The following is a 22,101-nucleotide window of genomic DNA, read 5'->3' on the forward strand; positions in this document are numbered from 1 at the left end:
CCGTGGGTGAGGGCGGGCAGGAGCCGGAAGAACCTCGTGAGATCCAGAGAATCCCAAGGGAACACTAAGGAAGTCACGCATATGAACCCAGTGCCCAGCCTCACCCTGAACAATGGCGTCGAGATCCCGCAGCTCGGCTTCGGTGTGTTCCAGATCGAGCCGGAGAACACCCGGCAGGCGGTACTCACCGCGCTGGAGACCGGCTACCGGCACATCGACACCGCCGAGATGTACGGCAACGAGAAAGAGGTCGGCGAGGCGATCCGGGAGTCCGGAGTGCCGCGGGACGACATCTTCGTCACCAGCAAGCTGAACAACGGCTTCCACGCGTACGGCGACGCGCTGACCGCGTTCGCCCGCACGCTGGACGACCTCGACATCGAGACGCTGGACCTGTTCCTCGTGCACTGGCCGCTGCCCGCGGTCGGCGACTACACCGAGACATGGAAGGCCATGGAGGAGATCTACAGCTCCGGCCGGGTCAGGGCGGTCGGCGTCTCCAACTTCAATCCGCACCACCTCAAGCGGCTGTTCGAGCAGACCACGGTGGTCCCGGCGGTCAACCAGATCGAGGTGCACCCGTATCTCGCGCAGGACGACGTGCGGGCCTTCAACGCCGAGCACGGCATCGCCACCGAGGCGTGGTCGCCGATCGCGCAGGGCAAGGTGCTCGACGACCCGGTGATCACCGCGATCGCCACGCGGCTCGACCGGACCGCGGCGCAGGTGACACTGCGCTGGCACATCCAGCGCGGGGACATCGTCTTCCCGAAGTCGGTGACGCGCGAGCGGGTCGAGGAGAACTTCCGGATCTTCGACTTCGAGCTGACCGGCGAGGACATGGCCCAGATCACCGCACTGGACCGCGGCGAGCGCACCGGGCCCGACCCGGAGACCTTCAACTACGTGCCCTGACCGGCCCCGCTCTTTGGACCCTGCGGTCCAGAACGTGCTACGTTTTCATGGACCGCGCGGTCCATTCTGCGCGGCACCCCACGACTCGGGGCACCGACGCAGGAAGAGGGCCACAGCGACATGACCGCACGTCTGCAGAACAGGACCGCGCTCGTCACCGGCGCGACGAGCAACATCGGACGGGCCATCGCCGTCGCGTTCGCGGCCGAGGGCGCCCATGTGGTCGTCTCCGGCCGCAGCCGGGAGCGCGGTGACGAGGTGGTGGCCGAGATCAGGGCAGCCGGCGGCAAGGCCGACTTCGTGGCCGCCGACCTGGACGGCAGCCCGGCGGCCAGCAGGTCGCTGGCCGAGACGGCCACCGGCGTGCTCGGCGGCCGGATCGACATCCTGGTGAACAACGCCGGGATCTATCCCGGGGCGGTCACCGCGGACACCGACGAGGCGTCCTTCGACCGGGTCTACGGGGTGAACGTGAAGGCGCCGTTCTTCCTCACGGCGGCCGTGGCACCGGCGATGGCCGCGGCCGGCGGCGGTTCGATCATCAACCTCGGCTCGTGGATCGCCCGGCTCGGCATCCCGGTCGGCGCGCTCTACAGCTCGTCCAAGGGCGCGGTGGAGACGCTGACCCGGGCGTGGGCCGCGGAGTTCGGCCCGTCGGGGGTGCGGGTGAACGCGATCTCGCCGGGCGTGGTCCTGCCGCCGGGAACCGAGGCCGCGGGGCCGGCCGCGTCGATGATGAAGGGCACGCCGGCCGACGCGCCGGGCACCCCGGACGCCATCGCGCACGCGGCGGTGTACCTGGCGGCCGACGAGTCGGCGTTCGTCCAGGGCACGGTGATCGACGTGGACGGCGGACGGGTCGGCGTCGCGGTGATCGCGGCTGCCTGAGGGCGGCGACGGGTACTCTTGGACCGTCGGGTCCAGTCGGTCGGCGGCCCGGCTCTCGCCCAGCGTCCGGCCGCTGCGATCCGACGACGGGAGGCGGGCACATGCCGACTCGGCAGCTGACCACCAAGGGCGCCGCCACCCGGCAGCGGATCATCGAGGGCGCCGCCGAGCTGCTGCGGCAGTCCGGCGCGGGCGCCTCGCTGGACGAGATCAGGGCGGCGACCAGCACCAGCAAGAGCCAGCTGTTCCACTACTTCCCCGACGGACGCGAGCAGTTGCTGCTCTCGGTCGCCGCGCACGAGGCCGACCAGGTGCTCGCCGACCAGCAGCCGCATCTGGACGACCTGGCCTCGTGGGATTCCTGGCACGCCTGGCGGGACACCGTGCTCGACCACTACCGGCGGCAGGGCAGGCACTGCCCGCTGAGCGTGCTGATCGGCCAGCTCGGCCGGGACAGCGACGGGGCCCGCGCCGTACAGGCCGACCTGCTGGACCGCTGGCAGCGGGCACTGGCGGCCGGGGTGCGGCAGATGCAGGAGCAGGGTCTGATGAGCCGCGACCTCGACGCCGAGCGGGCCGGCGACGCGCTGCTCGCCGGGGTGCAGGGCGGTGCGCTGGCCCTGATCGTCACCGGCAGGACGGGTCCGCTGGAGAGCGTCCTCGACCTGATGCTGGATCAGCTGCGGGTCCGGCCGTGACTGCCTGACGGACCGGCAGAAACGCTCACCCGCCCGGCAATTGCCGCCGGACTTCGCCGACCGCTCCCCCGGCTGCCGCGCGCACTGAGATGCTGTCCCCGCGAGTGAGAGGGGGTGGCGGGTGGCCGAGCGGGACCAGGGCGTGACGGCCGGCGAACTGCTGCTGGCGGAGTACACGGCCGTCAAGGACGAGCAGCGGGCGCGGATCGGCTTCCGCGACAACCTGCTGTACGCCACGATCGCCGCCATGGCCGCGGCCGTGGCCGGCGCCCTCCAGGTCGACCACCACGGGGCCGAGCTGCTGCTCGCGCTGCCGCCGGTCTCGGTCATCCTGGGCTGGACCTACCTCGTCAACGACGAGAAGATCTCGGCGATCGGCCGCTATCTGCGGGACGACCTCGCGCCCCGGCTCGGCGCGCTCACCGCGGGTCCGGCGGGCGGCGAGAGCGGGGCCGGTGCGGACGGGGCCGGCGCGGACGGAAGCCGGGTCTTCGGGTGGGAGAGCGCGCACCGGGGCGACCCGCGGCGCCGCACCCGCAAAGTCCTGCAACTCTCCGTCGATCTGCTGACCTTCTGCGGGGCGCCGGTCGCGGCGGCCGCCGGCTACTGGTCGATCGGCCCGGTCCACCCTCCGCTGCTCCTGGTGTCCCTCGCCGAGACGGCCGCCGTTGGGGTGCTGGCCTGGCAGATCGTGGTCTATGCCGAGGTGCGCCGCTAAATATCCGGTTTTCCATAATCATCTGTGGAAACTTCATGACATCCATGACAGACAGTGAAACACTGGCTACGAACTGACCATGGCGGCGCGGGGACGCCGATCCATCTGGGGGGACACATGCTGGACACAGAGGGACTACGAACACTGGGCTGGAGAGGTGGCGACGGAAACGCCGCCTACCTGGACAAGACCCTGCTGCACGGCGGGATGGAGATCTCGCTCGACGACCGGGTGTCGGCCCGGGCCATCGGCATCCTGGCCATCTACGCGCTGGCCGCCAGCGTGCTGTCCTTCGTGCCGTTCTTCTTCCTCGGGCTGGTGCTGCTCGTGGTGGGCGGCGCGTCGGTCTTCTACGCGCTGCTGGTGATCGGCTGGATCGTGTCGGCCGTCGTCTTCTGGGTGGTGCTGCTCGGCGCGAAGGTGCCGGAGCCCATCTCGGAGTGGCGGGTGCTGCTCGACGCCCGCACCGAACACGCGGAGTCGGTCTACAGCAAGATCTCCGGCACCCTGGCCCACCGGGGCATCCCGCTGAACGTGACACGGCGGCGGATCCGTACCGGCCTGCGGCCCGACCAGGTCAGCAACCGGCTGGTGATCAACGACGGCCCCTACGTGGCCTACATCTCGGTGTTCAGGTACGGCAGCAGCCTGTATCTGGGCTGGATGATGTGGCGCTCCCGGCGCGGCTTCGGCCTGATCAAGCAGTACGTCTCCGACCTGGTGCTGAGCATCACCGGCCGGGCCGACACCGAGCTGCTGATGCTGCGCACCGAGCGGCCGCGGGCGATGCGCGAGGCGGTGCACGCGGCCTGCCGCGAGGGCCTGGTGGTGGCCATCGACCAGACGCTGGTGCCGCTGGACTTCGGCTTCCCGATGGGATTGCCGCCGATCGAGACGCGCGGCTCGGGACAGGGCGGATTCAGCGGTGCCGACCTGCCCTCGACGGCCTTCCCGATCCCGCCCCGACACCCGCAGGGACAGACGCAGTCGCAGGCCCCGCACCAGCCTCCGCAGGAGCAACCGCAGGCCCCGCGGCACCAGGCTCCGCAGGGACAACCGCAGGGACAACCGCAGCCGCCCGTCCACCAGGCGCCGGCCCACAGCCGGCAGCCGGAGGCCGCCCCGGCGGCCGACCTGACCGACGTGACCACGCCCTTTCCGGTGCAGCCGCCGGTCAGCCTCGACGGCAGCACCCCGCCGCCGGCCGGCCACCCGCCGTACGGTGAGGAGCCGCTGCGCCCGTGACCGACCGTCAACCTGCCGGAGTGCTGGTCAACTCGGCTCCGGGGTACGGCAGTTCGGCATGGATCGGGCTGCGGGTGCTGCCCGCGCCGGTCCATGCCGGATGGCACCCCGGGCCCGGGGCGCAGCCGGGACCGCCGTCGCCGCAGGAGCAGCGCGGCTGGCTGGCCGCGCAGTGGCAGACCGCGTGGCTGCGCCGGTTCGAGATCCGCTACACGAGCGACCCGGCCTCCGGCCTGCTGACCTGCACGCTGCTGGGCGCGGTGCAGGCCGCCGAGCCGGCCGACGCGATCGGCGCGGCGGTCGCGCTGCGCGACGACCTGTGCCGGCTGCCGCCCGGGCTGCGGGCCGAGCCGATCACCGACGGAGACGAACTCCTGGCCCGGCTGGTCCCGTTCGCCGCCGCTCCGGGCTCGACCGCGGAGATCCGCAAGCTGCTGCGCGGCGCCTCCTTCCACCACCTGGACGCCCCGCCGCGCGCACTCGGCGTGGACGTCAGGCCACTGCGCACCGACCCGGTGTCCTGGGATCCGCTGTGGCCGATGCTCACCGCGCTGCCCGATCCGGCGACGGTGAGCATCGGGCTGCGGCCGTACCGGCTGCCGGACAGCCACCTCGGCTGGCTGCGGCTGCTGGCCAAGGAGTACGGCCGGCTGGCCGCGGCCGGCAGCAGGCAGGGCGCGCCGAACCCGTTCCTCAACCGCAGCGGGGCCGATCCGTTCGCCGCCGCGGCGCAGCAGACCTTCGGCGAGGCCGTCGAGCGGTATGCCGACCGGGCCTTCCGGCTGCGGGTGTCGGTCAGTTCCGCGGGCGGGCTGCCGACGCAGGTCACCGGCTTCCTGGCCGACGCGCTCGGCGGGGCCGCGGTGCAGATCGCGCCGCCGGACGAGGCTGCGGCGGCGCGGGCGCTGCGCACGCTCGACCACGTGTGGTGCGAGACGTCCTACCGGCAGGGCCTGCCGGAGGGCGCGGTGCAGGATCCGGAGCTCTCCCTGACCGACCTGGTCGATCCCGCGCAGGCCGCGGCGGCCTTCCGGCTGCCGTACGCGCCGGCCGCCGGTCCCGCCGTCTTCGCCGGGCAGCCGGAGCCGCCGTCGGCCGTCGTCGTGGTGCTGACCGCGCTGAAGCTGGAGTATCTGGCGGTACGCGAGCTGCTGACCGGCCATCAGACCCTGCGGCACGAGGACGGTCTGATCGTGGAGGCCGGGACACTGCCCGGCACCGGGTGGACGGTGGCGGTGGCCGAACTGGGCCCGGGCACGATGAGCGCGGCGAGCGCCACCCAGGTGGTGCGCGGCTGGCTGCGGCCCCGGGCGGTGTTCTTCGTCGGGGTCGCCGGCGGGCTGCGCCGGGAGATTCCGCTCGGGGACGTGGTGGTGGCCACCAAGGTCTATGCCTACGGCGGCGGCCGGGAGACCGACCAGGGCTTCCAGGCCAGGCCGCAGGCGTGGCCGGCCCCCGAGTGGCTGCTCCAGGAGGCCAGGCTCGCGCTGCGCTCCGGCGACTGGGGCCGGCCGCGGGATCCGGCGGCGCCGGTCCCCGAGGCGCACTTCAAGCCGATCGCCGCCGGTGACGTGCTGCTCGACGGCGACGAATCGGCGCTGGCCCGGCGACTGCGGGAGCACTACCAGGACGCGGTGGCCGTGGAGATGGAGGGTTCGGGCGTGGCGCACGCGGCCCACCTGCTCGGCGGGCTCTCGGTGCTGATCGTCCGGGGCATCAGCGATCACGCCGACGGCCGCAAGGGCGCGGCCGACCGGGAGGGCAGCCAGCCCCGCGCGGCGACCAACGCGGCGCGTGCCGCCCTCGCCGTGATCGCCGCACTCGACCCGCACGCACCGCCCCGCGGCGGCCACTGAGCCACACGCCCGACGGCCGGACAGCCGCATAGTCGGGCAGGGCGGGGTAGGAAGCGCCGACCGGCCGTACTCCGCCGCCCGGACAGATCGCGGGCCGCCCCGATGATCAACGGGCCGCTCCGCAACCGAACCGCAATCTTCTGCGTCTACCGTTGAAGATCCGCGGCACGGGGGGTGTCGCGTGGGTGAACTCGGCGCGCGGGCCACGGAGGCGGGGCATGGGGAGCGAAGGACCGATACGCGTCGGAGCGGTGGTGACGGCGGTGGTCGCGGTGATCGCGGCGGTCGCCGGGATCGCGCTGGCGCTGCCGGCGCACGGTCCCGCGGGTGCGGGGCTCTCGGCGCCGGCCGGCGCGGGAGTGGCGCTGCCTCCGGTGCGGGCGTCGTCGCCGGTGGACGTGCCGGCGCCGGCACGGGTGGTGCCGCAGCCGGTACGGGTGCTGCCGCTCGGCGACTCGATCACCTGGGGCCAGGGCAGCCCGACCGAGTCCTCCTACCGGGCGCCGCTGTGGCGGATGGTGGCCGGCCAGTCGAGGTTCTCGATCCGCTTCGTCGGCGAGCAGGTCTCCGGCGACCTGCCCGAGCCGGCCAACGAGGGCCACCGCGGCTACACGATCGACCAGATCGCCCAGAACGTCGACGGCTGGATGGCGGCGGCCCGGCCCGACGTGGTCATCCTGCACATCGGCATCAACGACCTCGCCAAGAACCTCGACATACCGGGGGCGCCCGACCGGCTGGCCGCGCTGGTGAACCGGATCTACCGGGACCGCCCCGGGGTGAGCGTCGTCTTCATGGGCCTGCTCCCGACGACCCCCGGTCTCGTCCCGCAGGTCGCCGTCTACAACGCACGCGCCGCGGCGCTGGAGCGCGTGGAACGGCGGGCCGGGCGGTCGTTCAGCTATGTCACCCCGCCGGCGCTGACCAGCACGGAGCGGGTGGACCGGCTGCATCCCGACGACACCGGGTACCGGCTGATCGCACAGGCGATCTTCCCGGTGCTGAGCCGTACGATCGCCGACCGCGAGGCAACCCGCACGGTGCAGGCGGCGGCCCGCTGACCCTGCGTCCCGGGCGGGCGGGCGGCCGGGCGGGAGCCGACCGCCGACAGGGAGCCGGCCGTCAGCGGCGAGCGGGCCGTCATGACCGAGCCGGCCGTCATGACCGGGCCGACCGGGACCTGCGCACCCCCGAGCCGCGGACCACGAACCGGGTGAGCAGCACCACCGAGCGCGGCGCCGACCGGTCCCCGGCGATCCGGGAGAACAGCAGGTTGGCCGCGGTGCCGCCGATGGCCACCGGGTCCTGGCTGACCACGGTCAGCGGCGGGTTGAGCCGCTCGGCCAGCGGCAGGTCGTCGAAGCCGACGATGGCCACCGGCGCCGGGCCGTCGAGACCGTCGAGCACGCCCATCGTGATCAGGTCGTTGCTGCTGAACAGCGCGGTGGGCGGGTCGGGCAGGGTGCGCAGTTCGGCCAGCGCGTCCCGGGCGGCCCGGTGCGAGCGCAGTTCGTGCCGCACCAGGCCGGGGTCCTCGGCGACGCCGTGCGCGGCGAGCGCGTCGAGATAGCCCAGGTAGCGCTCGCGCTGGGTCCAGATGTCGAAGCGGTCGCCGAGGTAGGCGATCCGGGTGTGGCCGTGGCCGAGCAGATGGCTGACGGCCCGTTCGGCGCCGGCCCGGTTGTCCACGGTGACGGTGTCCACGGCCAGTCCCCTGGCCGGCCGGTCCACGCAGACGACCCGGGTGCCGCCCTCCATCGGCTGCTTGAGGAAGCCGTGGCCGCCGCTGGTCGGGACGATGATCAGCCCGTCCACCTGCCGGGCGGTGAACGCGGCGATCACCTCGCGCTCCCGCCGCGGCTCGTCGTTGGTGCTGCCGACCAGCACGACATAGCCGCGGCGGTGCGCCTCGTCCTCGATCGAACGGGCCATCAGCGCGTAGAAGGGGTTGGCCAGGTCGTCCACGACCAGGGCGATGGTGGAGGTGCCCAGGTTCTTCTGCCGCAGGTGCCTGGCGTTGTCATTGCGCTGGTAGCCCAGCCTGCGGACGGCCTGCTCGACCTTGGCGGCGGTGCCCGGGGCCACCCCCGGCTCGCCCGAGACCACACGGGAGACCGTCATGGGGCTGACTCCCGCGGCGTGGGCGACGTCCTTCATCGTCGGTCGTCTCACGGCCCTCCTCGTATCCGCACCGCTCCCGGGCCGCCGGCCGGCCGGGCGTTCGCACCGATCATGGCAGGCGCCCCGGGCAGGGGCCGCGCTCCCCCGTCAGCAACCGGCCTTGTAGTAGTACTTCTTGACGTCCGGCTGGTCCATGTTGGCCTTGGTGATGGCGACCATGGTGGTGCCGATGTTCGCGGTCACCTTCTTCTTGTCGATGGCGTCGAGCGCCTGGTCGACGCCCTGGGTGCCGATCGAGGCCGGGTCCTGGGCGACCAGCACGTCCAGGGTGCCGTTCTTCAGCGAGGTGATCTCGTCCGGCTCCGCGTCGAACGCGGCGACCCTGACCTTGCCCTGCTTGCCCGCCGCCTGAAGGCCGGTGGAGATGCCCTGCGCGGTGTTGGTGTTGCCGGCGAAGACCCCGCCGAGGTCGGGGTGCGCGGCCAGCGTGGACTGGATCTGCGAGGCGGCGGTGGCCGGCAGGTCGTTGTCGTAGAGCACCGGCAGCAGCGTGATGCCGGGGTGGTTGGCCTTCATCTCCTCGTTGAAGCCCTTGATCCTGGCGTCGGTGGTGGTCACGCCCGGCTTGACGCTGATCACGATCGCCGAGCCCTTGTCGCCCATCAGCTGGGCCAGCGCCTTGGCGGCCTGCTTGCCGCCGGCCTCGTTGTCGGAGGAGATCCGGGAGACCCCGACGGACTTGTCGTCCACCTCGGTGTCCACCAGTACGATCTTGGTCCCGGCGGACTGCATCTGGGTCAGCGACGGAGTGAGCGCGGCGCCGTCCACCGGGGAGATCAGCAGCGCGTCGGGGTGCTTGGCGGCGACCGAGTCGATGATCGGCCGCTGCACCGACACGTCCCACTGCGCCGACCCGTTGAGGGTGAGCTTGACGCCGCGCTTGGCGGCCTCCGCCTTCGCCGCGCAGCCCATGGTGATGTAGAAGGGGTCGCTCTTGACGCCGGTGATCATCTCCAGCGACTTCTTGCCGGAGCCGGACGATCCGCCGCCGCAGCCGGCGGTTGCGGCGGTCAGCGCCAGTACGGCGCAGCAGCCGGCGATCATGGTGGTTGTTCTGGTCTTGCGCATGCGGGAGTTCCTTCCGTGACGGTGCGGCGGGTCTCGGAGCCGGAATGGCGTGGAAGGCAGGGAGGGCGTGGGGGGACGCGGCGGCGGTCAGCCGCGGTCGCGGCCCCGCCTGCGGAACTGGTCGAGGTAGACGGCGAGCACCAGGACGACGCCGATGGCCACGTCCTGCCAGTACTGCTGCACGCCCATGATGATCAGACCGGTGGTGAGCACGGCCGGGATGAACACCCCGATCACCGTGCCCAGTACGGTGCCCCGGCCGCCGAAGAGGCTGGCGCCGCCGAGTACCACGGCGGTGATGACCTTGAGGTTGTCGGTGGAGTGCCCGGCGATGGAGGTGGTGCCGAAGTAGGCCAGCCACATCATGCTGCCGAGCCCGGACAGCAGCCCCACCAAGGCGTAGACCTTGATCAGGTGCCGGTCCACCGCGATGCCGACCCGGCGGGCGGCCTCGGGGTTGGAGCCGATGGCGTAGGTGTACCGGCCGAAGCGGGTGAAGGCGAGCACCAGTCCGAAGACCAGGGTGGTGCCGAAGGCGATCACCACCAGCCAGGGGATCTGGCCGAAGAGCTTGCCGAAGCCGATGGAGTGCTGGAGCCGGCCCGACACCGCGCCGGTCGGGTCCTGGCCGCCGGTGATGATCTGCGCGATGCCCAGGGCCGCGCCGAAGCCGCCGAGGGTGACGATCAGCGGCGGCACCTTGGCCTTGGCGACCAGCCAGCCCTGCAACGAGCCCCAGGCCAGGCCGGTGGCGAGCGCGATCAGGGTGCTGACGGCGATGGTGCCCCAGCCGGACTTCGCGCCGCCGTGGTGGATGGTGTACTCGCCGGAGAGCACCGCGGCCAGCACCAGGACCGAGCCGACCGACAGGTCGATGCCGGCCACGATGATGACGTAGGTCATGCCGACGCCGAGTACCAGGTAGATCGCCGCGTTGGTGGCGATCTGGGTGATGTCGTAGGTGGTCAGGAAGTCGCCGGGCGAGGCGATCGTGAAGAAGACGACGAGCAGCAGCAGGACGCAGAAGGTCCATGCCTCGTTGACCGCGGCGATCCGCCTGACCCACTCCGGTACGGCGAACCGGCCGGTGCCGGGCAGGGTGTCGAGGTCGTCGTCCCGGCTGGCGGATGAGGTGGACGGGTCGGCCTTCATGCCGCACCGCTCTCGTCGAGGGCGCCGGTCATGGCGCCGACCAGTTCCTCCACCGAGCTGTCCGCGGCGGTGAAGGCGGCCACCCGGCGGCCGAGCCGCAGCACTTCCACCCGGTCCGCCACCGACAGCACCTCCGGCATGTTGTGGCTGATCAGTACGACGGAGATGCCGCGGTCCCTGACCCGTCTGATGGTGTCCAGCACCCGTCCGCGCTGGACGACGCCGAGGGCGGCGGTGGGTTCGTCCATGAAGATGATCCGGTTGGCGAAGGCCACCGCGCGGGCCACCGCGACGGACTGCCGCTGGCCGCCGGACAGCGAGGCGACCGGCACCCCGACGTCCTGGAGGTCGACGCCGAGTTCGGCGAAGGCGGTGACCGCGGAGCGGCGCATGGCCGCCCGGTCGAGTACCCGCAGCCGGCCCAGCAGGCCGCCGCGGTACAGCTCGCGGCCCAGGTGCAGATTGGCCGCCGCGTCCAGGTCGGGGGCGAGGGCGAGGTCCTGGTAGACGGTCTCGATGCCGTGCCTGCGGGCGTCCAGCGGGCTGCCGAGCTGGACCGGGGTCCCGTCCACCAGGATCTGGCCGCCGTCCGGCCGCATGGTGCCGGACAGCGTCTTGACCAGGCTGCTCTTGCCGGCCCCGTTGTCACCGATGAGGGCGACCACCTCGCCGGCGAAGGCCGTGAAGTCGGCGCCCTGGAGCGCCCTTACGTGCCCGAAGCGCTTGGTCACTCCGCGCGCCTCCAGGAGTGGTGGTGACACCAGCCGACCTCCCGTGTATTGGTAACGTTCTCATTGGTCTGGGGATTGTGGTGACGCCCTGATGGGCTGTCAATACATTGCGCAGAAGCCGCCGATGATCGGTCACCCGGCACATCCGACCTCTTTCCCGCCGCCGCGCACACTCTTGACAGCTCGGCAGGTACACCTCAATATTCAGGCTTGCTTGGTAACGTTCACAAGCCTTGCTCTCAGCACTCCGCGCAGCCCCGTGCCCCCCGAGGCCGCCACCGGGCCCCCGGCCACGACGCCGGCCTCCGCGAGAAGGTGTGGTCCCCCACGTGCTTCCAACCGTGCTCAGATCCAGAGCGGCAGGCGCGCTGAGCGCCCTGTTACTCGCCACTCTCGGCGTCGGCGGCCTCGCCTCCGTGCCGGCCCACGCGGCGAGCCTGTCGCTCACCCAGTACGCCGACCCGTTCGTCGGCACCGACGACAGCAACGCGCCCAACCCGGTCGGCGGCGGCGCCGGCGGCAGCACCTACCCGGGCGCCGTGGTGCCCTTCGGCGGGGTGCAGTTCAGCCCGGACACGCCGACCGCCTCGCCGTCCGGTTACCGCTACTCCGACACCTCCGTCGAGGACTTCAGCCTCACCCACTTCGACGGCGCCGGCTGTGCGAACAACGAGGACCTGCCGCTGATGCCGATCACCGGCGCGGTCGGCAGCTCGCCCGGCACCAACTGGACGAGCTACGCCTCCGGTTACACCAAGTCCAACGAGTCGGCGGCGCCCGGCTACTACAAGAACCGGCTCGACAAGTACGCGACGAACGTCGAGCTGACCGCCACCACCCGCAGCGGCATGGGCCGGCTGACCTACCCCTCGTCCACCAGCTCCCGGCTGCTGATCAACACCAGCCGCAGCGCGACCGGCAACCGGTCGGGCAGCGTCACCGTCAGCGGCTCCGAGGTCTCCGGCAGCGTCACCGCCGGCGGCTTCTGCGGCTCGTCGAAGACCTACCAGATCTACTTCGACATCCGCTTCGACCGGGCACCGACCGGCTACGGCACCTGGTCGGGCGGCACGGTGAACGCCGGCTCGGCGAGCGCCAACGGCACCAACACCGGCGCGTACGTCACCTTCGACACCACCAGCGCGGCGACCGTGCAGTTCAAGGTCGGCCTGAGCTACGTGAGCACCGCGGGCGCCAAGGCGAACCTGACGGCGGAGAACAACGGCTGGGACTTCAACGCCGTACGCACCGCCGCCGACACCTCCTGGAACGCGGTTCTCAACCGCGCCCAGGTCACCGGCGGTTCGGCCGACAACGTGAAGAAGTTCTACACCGCGCTCTACCACGTCTTCCAGAGCCCGAACATCTCCAGCGACGTCAACGGCGACTACCGCGGCTTCGACGGCGCGGTGCACAACTCGGCCAGACCGGTCTACCAGAACTACTCCGGCTGGGACATCTACCGCTCCTGGTCGGCGCTGGTCGCGCTGATCGCACCAACGGAGGCGGCCGACATCGCCAACTCCATGGTGCTCGACGGCCAGCAGGGCGGCCTGCTGCCCAAGTGGTCGCAGCAGACCAACGAGGACTTCGTGATGACCGGCGATCCCGGGCCGATCATCATCAGCAGCATGTACGCCTTCGGGGTGCGGGGCTTCGACACCGCCTCGGCGCTGTCGCTGATGGAGAAGGCGTCCAACGGCGGTACCGCCCAGGGCTCACCGATCCGCGGCAACCAGGGCACTTACACCAACCTGCACTACATCAACAACTCCCCCTCGGACTCGCTGGAGTACTCGGCGTCGGACTTCGCCGTCGCGCAGTTCGCCAAGGCGCTCGGCAACACCAGCAGCTACAACACCCACATGACCCGGGCCCAGTGGTGGCGCAACACCTACGGCCCCGAGTCCGGCTACGTGCAGCCGCGCAACAGCGACGGCAGCTGGACCTGGCCGCTGGACCCGGCGAGCCCGAGCAACTTCACCGAGGGCAACGCCGCCCAGTACACCTGGATGGTGCCGTACGACTTCGCCGGCCTGATCAACGACATGGGCGGCAAGCAGACCGCGGTGCAGCGGCTCGACCACCACTTCACCCAGGTCAACGCCGGGCAGAGCCTGCCGTACTACTACATAGGCAACGAGCCCGAGCACGGCGTGCCGTGGGCGTACGACTTCGCCGGCGACCCGGCGGGCGCCGCCGACGCCGCCCGCAAGGTGATGACCGAGTCCTTCACCACCGGGCCCGGCGGACTGCCCGGCAACGACGACCTGGGCGCGACCTCGGCCTGGTACGTGTGGGCGGCGCTCGGGATGTACCCGGCCACGCCCGGCGCCGACACCCTAGCCGTCAACGGCCCGCAGTTCCCCTCGGTGCTGCTCCAGCGGCCCGGCGGCAACATCACCATCAACTCCGCCGGCAGCGGCGGCTACGTGCAGGGCCTGAAGGTCGGCGGCACCGCCACCAGCCACAACTACCTGCGGTATCCCGACATCGCCGGCGGCGCCACCCTCGACTACACGATGGGCGCCTCGCCCAGCGGCAGCTGGGGCACCGCGGCCGGTGACGTGCCGCCGTCCTTCGAGGACGGGGCCACCCCGATCCCGACCGCGCCCGCGCTGGGCACCAACCTCGCGCAGGGCAGGACGGTCACCGGCTCCACCGCGTGCGCGACCGCGGAGTCCGCGGCGAAGGCGGTGGACAACTCCCTGAAGAACAACAGCAAGTGGTGCTCCAAGGACGCCAACCCGACGCTGACGGTGGACCTCGGCTCGACCCAGACCGTGGGCTCGTTCGTGGTCAAGCACGCCGGCCTCGGCGGGGAGAACACCGGCTGGAACACCGGCGCCTTCCAGATCCAGACCAGTACCGACAACAGCACCTGGTCCACCGCGGTCACGGTGAGCGGATCGCGCTCCAGCCGGACGTACCACTCGATCGCGCCACGCCAGGCCCGCTACGTCAGGCTGGCCGTCTCCAACGGCACCAACGTGTCCACCGACTCGGCGGCCAGGATCTACGAGCTGGAGGCGTACAGCCAGAGCTCCGGCGCCGCCGCCGGCCCCATCACCGGCCTGGCGGGCAAGTGCGTGGACGTGGCGAACTCCGGCACCGCCGACGGCACCCACGTCCAGCTCTACGACTGCAACGGCTCAGGGGCGCAGTCGTGGACCGTCGGCACCGACGGCACCATCCGGGCGCTGGGCAAGTGCCTGGACGACGCCAACTCCGGCACCGCCGACGGCTCGCTGGTGCAGCTGTGGACCTGCAACAACTCCGGTGCCCAGGTCTGGAGCCGCAACAGCAGCGGCCAGATCGTCAACACCGCGGCGAACAAGTGCCTCGACGTGCCGGCGTCCAACACCGCCAACGGCACCCAGCTGGACATCTGGACCTGCAACACCGGCGCCAACCAGAAGTGGACGGTGGGCGGCTGATCACCGGGTGATGCGCCCGCCCGCGGGCGTCACTGGACCAGCTGCGCCTTTCCCAGGGCGATGACCCCGGCCGCGGACACCGTGTACAGCTCGCGGTCGCGGTCGGGGTTGACCCCTATCGTGGCGCCCGGCGGCACATCGACGTTCTTGTCGAGCACCGCGCCGCGGACGATCGCGCCGCGGCCGATCCGCACGTTGTCGTGCAGCACCGAGCCCTGCACGACGGCGCCCGGGTCCACCACCACGCCGGGCGACAGCACCGACCGGGTGACCTGGCCGCGCACCACGCAGCCGGGGCTGATCACCGACTCCCCCACGATCCCGCCGGCCGCGATCTTGGCCGGCGGCAGCTGCCCGGAGTGGGTGTAGATCGGCCACTGGGGGTTGTACAGGTTGAAGGCCGGCTGGTCGGTGATCAGGTCCATGTGCGAGTCGTAGTAGGTGTCCAGGGTGCCGACGTCCCGCCAGTAGCCGTGGTCGCGGGCGGTCTCGCCGGGCACGTGGTTGTCGCCGAAGTCGTAGACCTGGGCGACGCCCGCACCGGTCAGCAGCGGCAGGATGCTGCCGCCCATGTCGTGCACCGACTGCGGGTCCTCGGCGTCCTCCTGGAGCGCGTCGAGCAGCGTCTTGGTGCTGAACAGGTAGTTGCCCATCGAGGCGAAGACCTCGTCGGGGCTGCCCGGCAGTCCCGGCGGGTCGGCCGGCTTCTCCAGGAAGCGCTCGACCTGGATGCCGTCCGAGGCCGGGGTGATCACCCCGAAGCCCTTCGCCTCCGACCGCGGCACCCGGATGCCGGCCACCGTCACCCCGGCGCCGTGCTCGATGTGCTGCTCCAGCATCTGCCGGGGGTCCATCCGGTAGACGTGGTCGGCGCCGAACACCGCGATGTAGTCCGGCTGCTCGTCGTAGACCAGGTTCAGCGACTGCAGGATGGCGTCGGCGCTGCCCAGGTACCAGCGCGGGCCGAGCCGCTGCTGGGCCGGTACCGGCGTGACGTAGTTGCCGAGCAGGCTGGACATCCGCCAGGTGGTGCTGACGTGCCGGTCGAGCGAGTGCGACTTGTACTGGGTCAGCACGCACACCCGCAGGATGCCGGCGTTGACCAGGTTGGACAGCACGAAGTCCACGAGGCGGTAGGTGCCGCCGAAGGTCACGGCCGGTTTGGCCCGGTCCGCGGTGAGCGGCATCAGCCGCTTCCCCGCGCCGCCCGCGAGCACTATGCCGAGCACCGAAGGTCTGCCGCGCATACTGGTCCCCCCTCAAGTCCGCCATGTCCGTCCACTGGCCTGCTGCCCGTTCCGTCGCCGCGCACCGCTAGCCGGCCTTGAGGACCGTCTCGTAGAGCTCGGTGGTGCGGCGGGCGACGGTGTCCCAGCCGAACTCGCGCACCGCGCGGTCCCGGCCGGCCTCGCCCATCCGGGCCGCCTGCCGCTCGTCGCCGACCACCTGGTTCAGGGCGGCGGTCAGACCGGCCTCGAACTCCTCGGCGTGGCCCTCGCGGTAGGGCACCAGCAGCCCGGTGTCGCCGTCGGCGACCACCTCGGGGATGCCGCCGACCGCGGAGGCGACCACGGCGGTGCCGCAGGCCATCGCCTCCAGGTTGACGATGCCCAGCGGCTCGTAGATCGACGGGCAGACGAAGACGGCCGCGTGGGTGAGGAGCTGGACGACGGCCGGGCGCGGCAGCATCGCCGGGATCCAGTGCACCCCGTCGCGCACGGCGCTCAGCTCGTCGAACAGGGCCCGGAACTCGCGGTCGAGCGCGGGGGTGTCGGGCGCGCCCGCGCACAGCACGAGCTGCGCCGCCGGGTCGAGTTCGCGCGCGGCGCGCAGCAGGTGCGGTACGCCCTTCTGCCGGGTGATCCGGCCGACGAACAGCACGTAAGGGCGGTCGGGGTCGACACCGATCCGGCGCAGTACGTCGGTGCGCTCGTCGGGGCGGTAGGTGACGGTGTCGATGCCGTTGCGGATGACGTGCACCCGCTCGGGGACCAGCTCCGGGTAGCAGGACAGGATGTCGCGGCGCATCCCGTCGGAGACGGCGACCACCGCGTCGGCGGACTCCATCGCGGTGCGCTCGGCCCAGCTCGACAGCGCGTACCCGCCGCCCAGCTGCTCGGCCTTCCAGGGCCGCAGCGGTTCCAGCGAGTGCGCGGTCAGGACGTGCGGGATGCCGTGCAGCAGCTTGGCCAGATGGCCGGCCAGATTGGCGTACCAGGTGTGCGAGTGCACCAGGTCGCGGCCCTGGAGTCCGCTGGTGACGGCCAGGTCGACGGCGAAGGTGCGCAGCGCGTCGTTGGCGCCGTCGAACGAGGAGGGGGCGCGGTGGCGGTACACCCCGCCGTCGGCGTCGTCCGCGCCCTCTCCCCAGCTGTGCACCTCGAGGTCGACCAGCGCGCGCAGCTCGCGGGCGAGGAACTCCACATGGACACCGGCCCCGCCGTAGACATCCGGCGGATACTCCCGCGTCACCAGCCCCACCTTCACCGAGCTCTCCCGCCTTCGACGATTCCGTGCACTCCGTGCCGGTTGCCTTCCCCGCCAGGACCCGATCTACCGTCCTGGAGGGGAAGATCCCCGACACGCTGCCGGTCAGGAGGAGAGACTACGACGTGATCAGGTCGAACTGCTCCCAGTTGCCGATGGAAGTGCGGTTGGCGACCAGTGCGCCGGCGCCGGCGTTCTCCGCGGTGACGTAGTCGCCGTTGGCTGCGGCGCGCAGGCTGACGGTGCCGTTGGAGTTGCGCACCAGCTGGAAGGTCTCCCACTGGCCGGCCGAGGGGCGGTTGGCGATCAGCGGCGAGGCGCCCGCGTTGTCGGCGCACACGTACTGGTTGTCGGCGTGGGCGCGCAGCGACACGTTGCCGCCGCCCAGGTCCATCATGTCGAACTGCTCCCAGGGCCCGATCGACGTGCGGTTGGCGATCAGCGGCGAGGCGCCGCCGTTGTCGGCGGTGACGTACTGGCTGTTGGCCCGGGCCCGGAAGCTCACCACCGTGCCGGTGACCGGCGGGGTGCTGCCGCCGACGACGGGCTGGGTGGGGCGGGTCGCGGTCAGCGCGATCTGGCCCTTGAGCATCCGGCCGCCGTCGCCGGTCAGCCGGAGGTAGTAGTCCGAGGAGCAGGCGGTGCCGTCCTCGTCCAGTGGCAGCATCCCGGAGTTGGTCGGCAGCCAGGCCGCCGACTCGGCGGTCTTGGCGATCTGGTTGCCCTCGTTGAACTCGTCGAACATCGAGATGTAGATGCCCTGCACCCCGGCCCGCTTCATGTTGTAGAACTGCCGCCACATGAAGTCGCCGTGCGCCCGCTGCCGCAGGGAGACGGCACCGGGCAGCACGCAGGGCAGGTAGTCGATGCCGTGCGCGGCGCAGTCGGCGAGGTCGGGCACGGTGGCCTGGTTGTAGAAGTTGTCGGCGTCGCCGACGTTGCCGATCCGGCCGACCATCCACGGCGAGATCGCGTGGAAGGCGTGGTAGACGTCGATGAAGCCCGCGCGGGAGTCGCGGTCGCCGGTGCGCCACCAGGTCGGCACCCCGCCGATCACGTACACGCCCTGCGACTTGAACCAGTTGACGACGTCGAGACAGGGCGCGGCGTCGAACGGCCGCTGGTTGTCGGCGAAGCCGAAGCCCCATATGCAGACCACCGGCAGGCCGTTCTGCTTGGCGTACATCGGGGATGAGGTGTACGCCTTCATCTTGTTGGTCCAGTCGGCCTTGATCTCCGACTGCATGTTCGTCCAGCCGGACACGTCGTACATGATGTAGAACTTGCGGCTGTGCGACTCGGCGGCGCTGCGCACCTTGGCGGCCATGGCGTCGCGGGTGGGGCCCTCGCCGCCGACCGGGTTGAAGCGCTGGAGCGCGGCGGTGTCGATGTTGTTCTGCTGCATCCAGGCGAAGTGCGTGTCCACGGTCTGCTGGTCGTAGGACGAGAACAGGTTCGCCGGCTGGCCGTTGCCGAGGTTGGCGTAGGACGAGTGGTAGGTCTTGGTGAACTCCCGCACGTCCGGCCAGGCCACGATCGTGGTGTTCGACGGCGACGGGCTGCCGCCGTTGGCGCCGTAGTGCCACCAGGAGTTGATCGGCGCCCCGTCCCCGACGCAGGCGAACCAGCCCTGGTAGCCGACGGTCACCTTGCCCACCACGTCGCCCGGCCCGCTGGCCGCCGGTGTCGCGGCCGCCTCAGCGGTTCTGGCCAGGCCGATCGCGGACAGGGCCGCGGCGGTGGTACCGCCGGCGGCCGTACCGATGAACGTACGACGTGAGACTCCCATGGCTGACTCCGAACGGCGGCGCACGGCGATGGCGGCCGGGCGCGACGGGGTGGACTGAGTGGATGGTCCGATGTTCAACAGCTGAACTCAGTGCCCCGCGGTGAGGCCGTGGCCGGGCAGGCCACGGCCTCGCCGTGGAATCCGCTTCCTTGCACTGACTCGCGGTGGGGGGAGGCGCGCGCAGTCCCATGACACGCGCCACGCTGAGCACTTCTGAAAGAGCGGTTTCAGGTACGCAGGGATTCAACTGCCGAACCAAACATCCCGTCAAGGGTCCAGACCAGATCTATTGTTTATCCGGAATTGCCCTCATTCACCCGGTGGGAGCCGCCGTTGCACAGGGTGCAATGACGCCGAAAGGTCGGAGGGGTTTGTTCATGGCTTGTCGTACCGCATCACAAGGCGCGTCACCGGGGGATCAGCACCGGATCACCGCCGGACGAGCGCGATGACCGGGATCACCCGGCTGGTCTTGGCCTCGTAGGCGGCGAATCCCGGGTAGAGCGCGGCCTGCTCGGCGTACTTCCGGTCGCGCTCGGCGCCGGTGACCTCCTCGGCACGCACCGCGACGGTCTCGTCACCGACCTCGATCTCCACGTCCGGGTGGGCCACCAGGTTGTGGTACCAGGCCGGGTTCTCGTCGGCACCGCCCTTGGAGGCGAACACCAGATACCGGTCGCCGTCGGGCAGGTACATCATCGGCTTGACCCGGACCTGGCCGCTGCGGGCCCCCTTGTTGTGCAGCAGCAGAAGCGGGGCTCCCTCGAAGTTCCCGCCGACCTTCCCGTGGTTGGCTCGGAATTCGGCCACAATCTGCGCGTTGTAGTCCTCGGCCTCACTCATGACTTCTCCTCTTCTCGCCCCTGGTAATGGGCTGTCAGGTTACCCAAGCGACACCTGGGGTGACCGCGGCGCACCGGGATCGACGCAGTGTCACGGCAGGTTCACGTTCGGCCTAAGCACAAGGCCGCTGAGCCGGTGCCAATACCGCTGTTCTGCCTCACCCGCACCGACAGTGGATTGACGCTTTATGGACGGCTGCACCCACCCGGACCCGGGCACACGTAGGAGAGACAGAGACGTGATGACCAACACCCCCTCCGACGCGCCTGTTCCGCCGCACACCGGGGAGCGGCTGGCACTGGCGCCGGCAAGGGAGGAGATGATGCGGGACTACCACCGGTGGGAGACCGATCCGGCGACCGTCGTAGGCTTCGGCGCCCGCTGGCCGGTGTCCTGGGAGGTCTTCCAGTCCCGCTTCCGCACCCGGCACACCTGCAACCACTACCAGCTCTTCGAGGTGATCACCGCGGCGGGCGCGACGCCGGTGGGGACCACGGCGCTCAGCGTCGACCAGTCCGTCAACAGCGCCGAGTACACGCTCGTGATCGCCCCGGAGCACCGCGGCCGGGGCTACGCGGCCGAAGCCACCGACCTCACCCTCCACTGGGCGTTCGGCATCGCATCCCTCAGCTCGGTGTGGCTGGAGGTGCTCGCTCCGCACGCCGTCGCCGTGAACGCCTACCTCAAGTCGGGATTCCGGCCCGCCGGACGGCTGCGCAGCGCCGCCCTGTGGCAGGGCAGGCGCGTTGACAAGCTGCTGTTCGACTGCGTCCCCGATGATCTGGCAGAGAAGAGGTGACCCACCATGTCATGTCCCGACGTGAACTGCCGCAAGGGCGGCTGCACGACCGACCCGGGCCGGGACCGCCCGGCCGGCGAAGGAGCCGGCGGCGCCAAGCGCGGCTGATCCCCGGCCGTCCGGCGGTGGGGCCGGCCAACCGGCCCCACCGCCACCGCCCTTCACGCTCCCCCCTCCTGACCGGCCGCCGACGCCCCCGGAAAGAAAGTCCGGACGGATGTGGCATAGGTTCGGGAGGTGCGGGCAAGAGCGCGTTGACAAGCCGGATGAGGGCGAGGCGATGACGTGACCACAATGGTTCAGCAGTCGGAAGACACGGACGCGAAGGCGGCGCGGGAGCAGTCCGCCGGAGCGCGGGAGGACTCGACCGGTGGGCTGCCGTGGATCGACGACGCGAAGGCGGTGGCTCCGCAGGACGCGCGAGCACTGTCGAAGCTCTTCTTCGACCGTCTCCAGGTCTTCGAGGAGGGCACCCGCGAGTACAGCTACGCCCGCGGCACCCTGATCGAGATGAACCTCTCCCTGGTGCACTTCGCGGCCGGCCGGTACCGCAACCGGCCCGCGACCGACCATGAGGAGATCATCCAGGTCGGCACGATCGGCCTGATCAAGGCGATCGACCGGTTCGACCTGTCCCGGGAGACGGAGTTCACCACCTTCGCCATCCCCTACATCGTGGGCGAGATGAAGCGGTTCTTCCGTGACACCTCCTGGGCGGTGCACGTACCGCGCCGGCTCCAGGAGCTGCGGGTGGAGCTGAGCAAGGCCAAGGAGCACCTGTCGCTGCTGCTCGACCGCGACCCCACGGTCGCCGAGCTCGCCGCCCAGCTCGACCTGTCCGAGCAGGAGGTCATCGAGGGCCTGGTGGCCGCCAACGGCTACACCGCCGGCTCGATCGACACCCCTTACAACGACGCGGAGAGCGGCTCGGAGGGCGAGGGCCGCACGCTGGCCGACACCTTCGGCTCCTGCGACCCGGCGATGGACCTGTTCGAGGACTTCCACACGCTCGGCCCGCTGATCGAGAAGCTGCCCGAGCGGGACCGGCTGATGCTCCAGATGCGGTTCGGCGAGGAGATGACCCAGGCGCAGATCGGCGAGGAGCTCGGCTACTCGCAGATGCACGTGTCCCGGCTGCTCAGCCGGACGATCGCCAAGCTGCGCACCGGGCTGCTCGCCCAGTAGCCCGCTTCCCGCACACCCCTGACCCCCTGTGTGACGACGACGGCCGTGCCCCGGACTTCCCCTCCCCGGGCCACGGCCGTCGTACGTCGTGCGGTCATCCGTCGCGCGT

The 22,101-nt window shown here is 71.1% G+C and carries 18 protein-coding genes; 10 read left to right on the forward strand and 8 right to left on the reverse strand.

Going from position 1 to position 22,101, the window contains the following annotated elements:
- Nucleotides 1–81: 81 nt before the first annotated feature.
- The 7 genes from ACQPW6_RS03270 (at nt 82) to ACQPW6_RS03300 (ending at nt 7,381) form a co-directional block, all read left to right on the forward strand.
- A complete protein-coding gene (locus ACQPW6_RS03270; RefSeq protein ID WP_433887991.1) occupies nt 82–915 on the forward strand; it encodes an aldo/keto reductase in 834 nt (277 codons plus the stop codon).
- A gap of 120 nt (nt 916–1,035) precedes the next feature.
- On the forward strand, nt 1,036–1,803 hold the full coding sequence (locus tag ACQPW6_RS03275; protein WP_433887992.1) for an SDR family NAD(P)-dependent oxidoreductase: 768 nt from the start codon (nt 1,036–1,038) through the stop codon (nt 1,801–1,803).
- A gap of 101 nt (nt 1,804–1,904) precedes the next feature.
- The gene (locus tag ACQPW6_RS03280; RefSeq protein WP_433887993.1) at nt 1,905–2,501 is read left to right on the forward strand and encodes a TetR/AcrR family transcriptional regulator; all 597 of its coding nucleotides are present in this window, start codon (nt 1,905–1,907) and stop codon (nt 2,499–2,501) included.
- Nucleotides 2,502–2,622: 121 nt separating this feature from the next.
- The gene (locus ACQPW6_RS03285; RefSeq protein ID WP_433887994.1) at nt 2,623–3,219 is read left to right on the forward strand and encodes a hypothetical protein; all 597 of its coding nucleotides are present in this window, start codon (nt 2,623–2,625) and stop codon (nt 3,217–3,219) included.
- 117 nt (nt 3,220–3,336) lie between these two features.
- On the forward strand, nt 3,337–4,464 hold the full coding sequence (locus ACQPW6_RS03290; protein ID WP_433887995.1) for a hypothetical protein: 1,128 nt from the start codon (nt 3,337–3,339) through the stop codon (nt 4,462–4,464).
- Nucleotides 4,461–6,320, forward strand: coding sequence for a 5'-methylthioadenosine/S-adenosylhomocysteine nucleosidase (locus ACQPW6_RS03295; RefSeq protein ID WP_433887996.1), 1,860 nt, complete (start codon nt 4,461–4,463; stop codon nt 6,318–6,320). Before ACQPW6_RS03290 ends, ACQPW6_RS03295 begins: the two co-directional genes overlap by 4 nt.
- A 218-nt stretch (nt 6,321–6,538) precedes the next feature.
- Nucleotides 6,539–7,381 carry an SGNH/GDSL hydrolase family protein gene (locus ACQPW6_RS03300; protein ID WP_433887997.1) on the forward strand — a complete coding sequence of 281 codons (843 nt, stop codon included), beginning with the start codon at nt 6,539–6,541 and terminating at the stop codon, nt 7,379–7,381.
- Nucleotides 7,382–7,478: 97 nt separating this feature from the next.
- Here ACQPW6_RS03300 and ACQPW6_RS03305 read toward each other — a convergent pair whose 3' ends face one another.
- The 4 genes from ACQPW6_RS03305 to ACQPW6_RS03320 all read right to left on the reverse strand — a co-directional run bounded on the left by ACQPW6_RS03305 (nt 7,479) and on the right by ACQPW6_RS03320 (nt 11,482).
- Complete coding sequence (locus ACQPW6_RS03305) at nt 7,479–8,441, reverse strand: LacI family DNA-binding transcriptional regulator (RefSeq protein WP_433887998.1); 963 nt, start codon at nt 8,439–8,441, stop codon at nt 7,479–7,481.
- A 147-nt stretch (nt 8,442–8,588) separates the two neighbouring features.
- A complete protein-coding gene (locus tag ACQPW6_RS03310; protein ID WP_433887999.1) occupies nt 8,589–9,569 on the reverse strand; it encodes an ABC transporter substrate-binding protein in 981 nt (326 codons plus the stop codon).
- Between the two features lie 87 nt (nt 9,570–9,656).
- Complete coding sequence (locus ACQPW6_RS03315; protein ID WP_433888000.1) at nt 9,657–10,721, reverse strand: ABC transporter permease; 1,065 nt, start codon at nt 10,719–10,721, stop codon at nt 9,657–9,659.
- Nucleotides 10,718–11,482, reverse strand: coding sequence for an ATP-binding cassette domain-containing protein (locus ACQPW6_RS03320; protein WP_433888001.1), 765 nt, complete (start codon nt 11,480–11,482; stop codon nt 10,718–10,720). The genes ACQPW6_RS03315 and ACQPW6_RS03320 overlap by 4 nt, the downstream gene beginning before the upstream one ends.
- Before the next feature lie 311 nt (nt 11,483–11,793).
- Here ACQPW6_RS03320 and ACQPW6_RS03325 point away from each other — a divergent pair, with 311 nt between their 5' ends.
- A complete protein-coding gene (locus ACQPW6_RS03325) occupies nt 11,794–14,889 on the forward strand; it encodes a GH92 family glycosyl hydrolase (protein WP_433888002.1) in 3,096 nt (1,031 codons plus the stop codon).
- Nucleotides 14,890–14,918: 29 nt separating this feature from the next.
- Here ACQPW6_RS03325 and glgC read toward each other — a convergent pair whose 3' ends face one another.
- The 4 genes from glgC to ACQPW6_RS03345 form a co-directional block, all read right to left on the reverse strand.
- Nucleotides 14,919–16,136 carry a glucose-1-phosphate adenylyltransferase gene (gene glgC / locus ACQPW6_RS03330; RefSeq protein ID WP_433888003.1) on the reverse strand — a complete coding sequence of 406 codons (1,218 nt, stop codon included), beginning with the start codon at nt 16,134–16,136 and terminating at the stop codon, nt 14,919–14,921.
- Between the two features lie 67 nt (nt 16,137–16,203).
- A complete protein-coding gene (gene glgA, locus ACQPW6_RS03335) occupies nt 16,204–17,376 on the reverse strand; it encodes a glycogen synthase (protein ID WP_433888004.1) in 1,173 nt (390 codons plus the stop codon).
- Between the two features lie 118 nt (nt 17,377–17,494).
- The gene (locus ACQPW6_RS03340; RefSeq protein WP_433888005.1) at nt 17,495–19,165 is read right to left on the reverse strand and encodes a glycoside hydrolase family 71/99-like protein; all 1,671 of its coding nucleotides are present in this window, start codon (nt 19,163–19,165) and stop codon (nt 17,495–17,497) included.
- A 429-nt stretch (nt 19,166–19,594) separates the two neighbouring features.
- Nucleotides 19,595–20,008, reverse strand: a complete 414-nt coding sequence (locus ACQPW6_RS03345; protein WP_433888006.1) for a nitroreductase family deazaflavin-dependent oxidoreductase — start codon at nt 20,006–20,008, stop codon at nt 19,595–19,597.
- 241 nt (nt 20,009–20,249) lie between these two features.
- On the opposite strand from ACQPW6_RS03345, the gene ACQPW6_RS03350 reads away from it, so the two are divergent.
- Both ACQPW6_RS03350 and ACQPW6_RS03355 read left to right on the forward strand, forming a co-directional pair.
- Nucleotides 20,250–20,807, forward strand: a complete 558-nt coding sequence (locus ACQPW6_RS03350) for a GNAT family N-acetyltransferase (RefSeq protein ID WP_433888007.1) — start codon at nt 20,250–20,252, stop codon at nt 20,805–20,807.
- Between the two features lie 285 nt (nt 20,808–21,092).
- The gene (locus tag ACQPW6_RS03355; protein WP_433888008.1) at nt 21,093–21,992 is read left to right on the forward strand and encodes a SigB/SigF/SigG family RNA polymerase sigma factor; all 900 of its coding nucleotides are present in this window, start codon (nt 21,093–21,095) and stop codon (nt 21,990–21,992) included.
- Nucleotides 21,993–22,101: the final 109 nt, after the last annotated feature.

This window comes from Streptomyces sp. CA-111067 (assembly GCF_050956065.1).
Classification (GTDB): Bacteria; Actinomycetota; Actinomycetes; order Streptomycetales; family Streptomycetaceae; genus Actinacidiphila.

Bases quoted from the DNA above. Each gene is read 5' to 3' on its own strand.
- ACQPW6_RS03290 (WP_433887995.1), top strand. From the start codon at position 3,337: ATGCTGGACACAGAGGGACTACGAACACTGGGCTGGAGAGGTGGCGAC.
- ACQPW6_RS03350 (WP_433888007.1), top strand. From the start codon at position 20,250: ATGACCAACACCCCCTCCGACGCGCCTGTTCCGCCGCACACCGGGGAG.
- ACQPW6_RS03315 (WP_433888000.1), bottom strand. From the start codon at position 10,721: ATGAAGGCCGACCCGTCCACCTCATCCGCCAGCCGGGACGACGACCTC.
- ACQPW6_RS03305 (WP_433887998.1), bottom strand. From the start codon at position 8,441: ATGACGGTCTCCCGTGTGGTCTCGGGCGAGCCGGGGGTGGCCCCGGGC.
- ACQPW6_RS03270 (WP_433887991.1), top strand. From the start codon at position 82: ATGAACCCAGTGCCCAGCCTCACCCTGAACAATGGCGTCGAGATCCCG.
- ACQPW6_RS03275 (WP_433887992.1), top strand. From the start codon at position 1,036: ATGACCGCACGTCTGCAGAACAGGACCGCGCTCGTCACCGGCGCGACG.
- ACQPW6_RS03300 (WP_433887997.1), top strand. From the start codon at position 6,539: ATGGGGAGCGAAGGACCGATACGCGTCGGAGCGGTGGTGACGGCGGTG.
- ACQPW6_RS03340 (WP_433888005.1), bottom strand. From the start codon at position 19,165: ATGGGAGTCTCACGTCGTACGTTCATCGGTACGGCCGCCGGCGGTACC.
- ACQPW6_RS03310 (WP_433887999.1), bottom strand. From the start codon at position 9,569: ATGCGCAAGACCAGAACAACCACCATGATCGCCGGCTGCTGCGCCGTA.
- ACQPW6_RS03280 (WP_433887993.1), top strand. From the start codon at position 1,905: ATGCCGACTCGGCAGCTGACCACCAAGGGCGCCGCCACCCGGCAGCGG.
- glgC (WP_433888003.1), bottom strand. From the start codon at position 16,136: ATGCGCGGCAGACCTTCGGTGCTCGGCATAGTGCTCGCGGGCGGCGCG.
- ACQPW6_RS03345 (WP_433888006.1), bottom strand. From the start codon at position 20,008: ATGAGTGAGGCCGAGGACTACAACGCGCAGATTGTGGCCGAATTCCGA.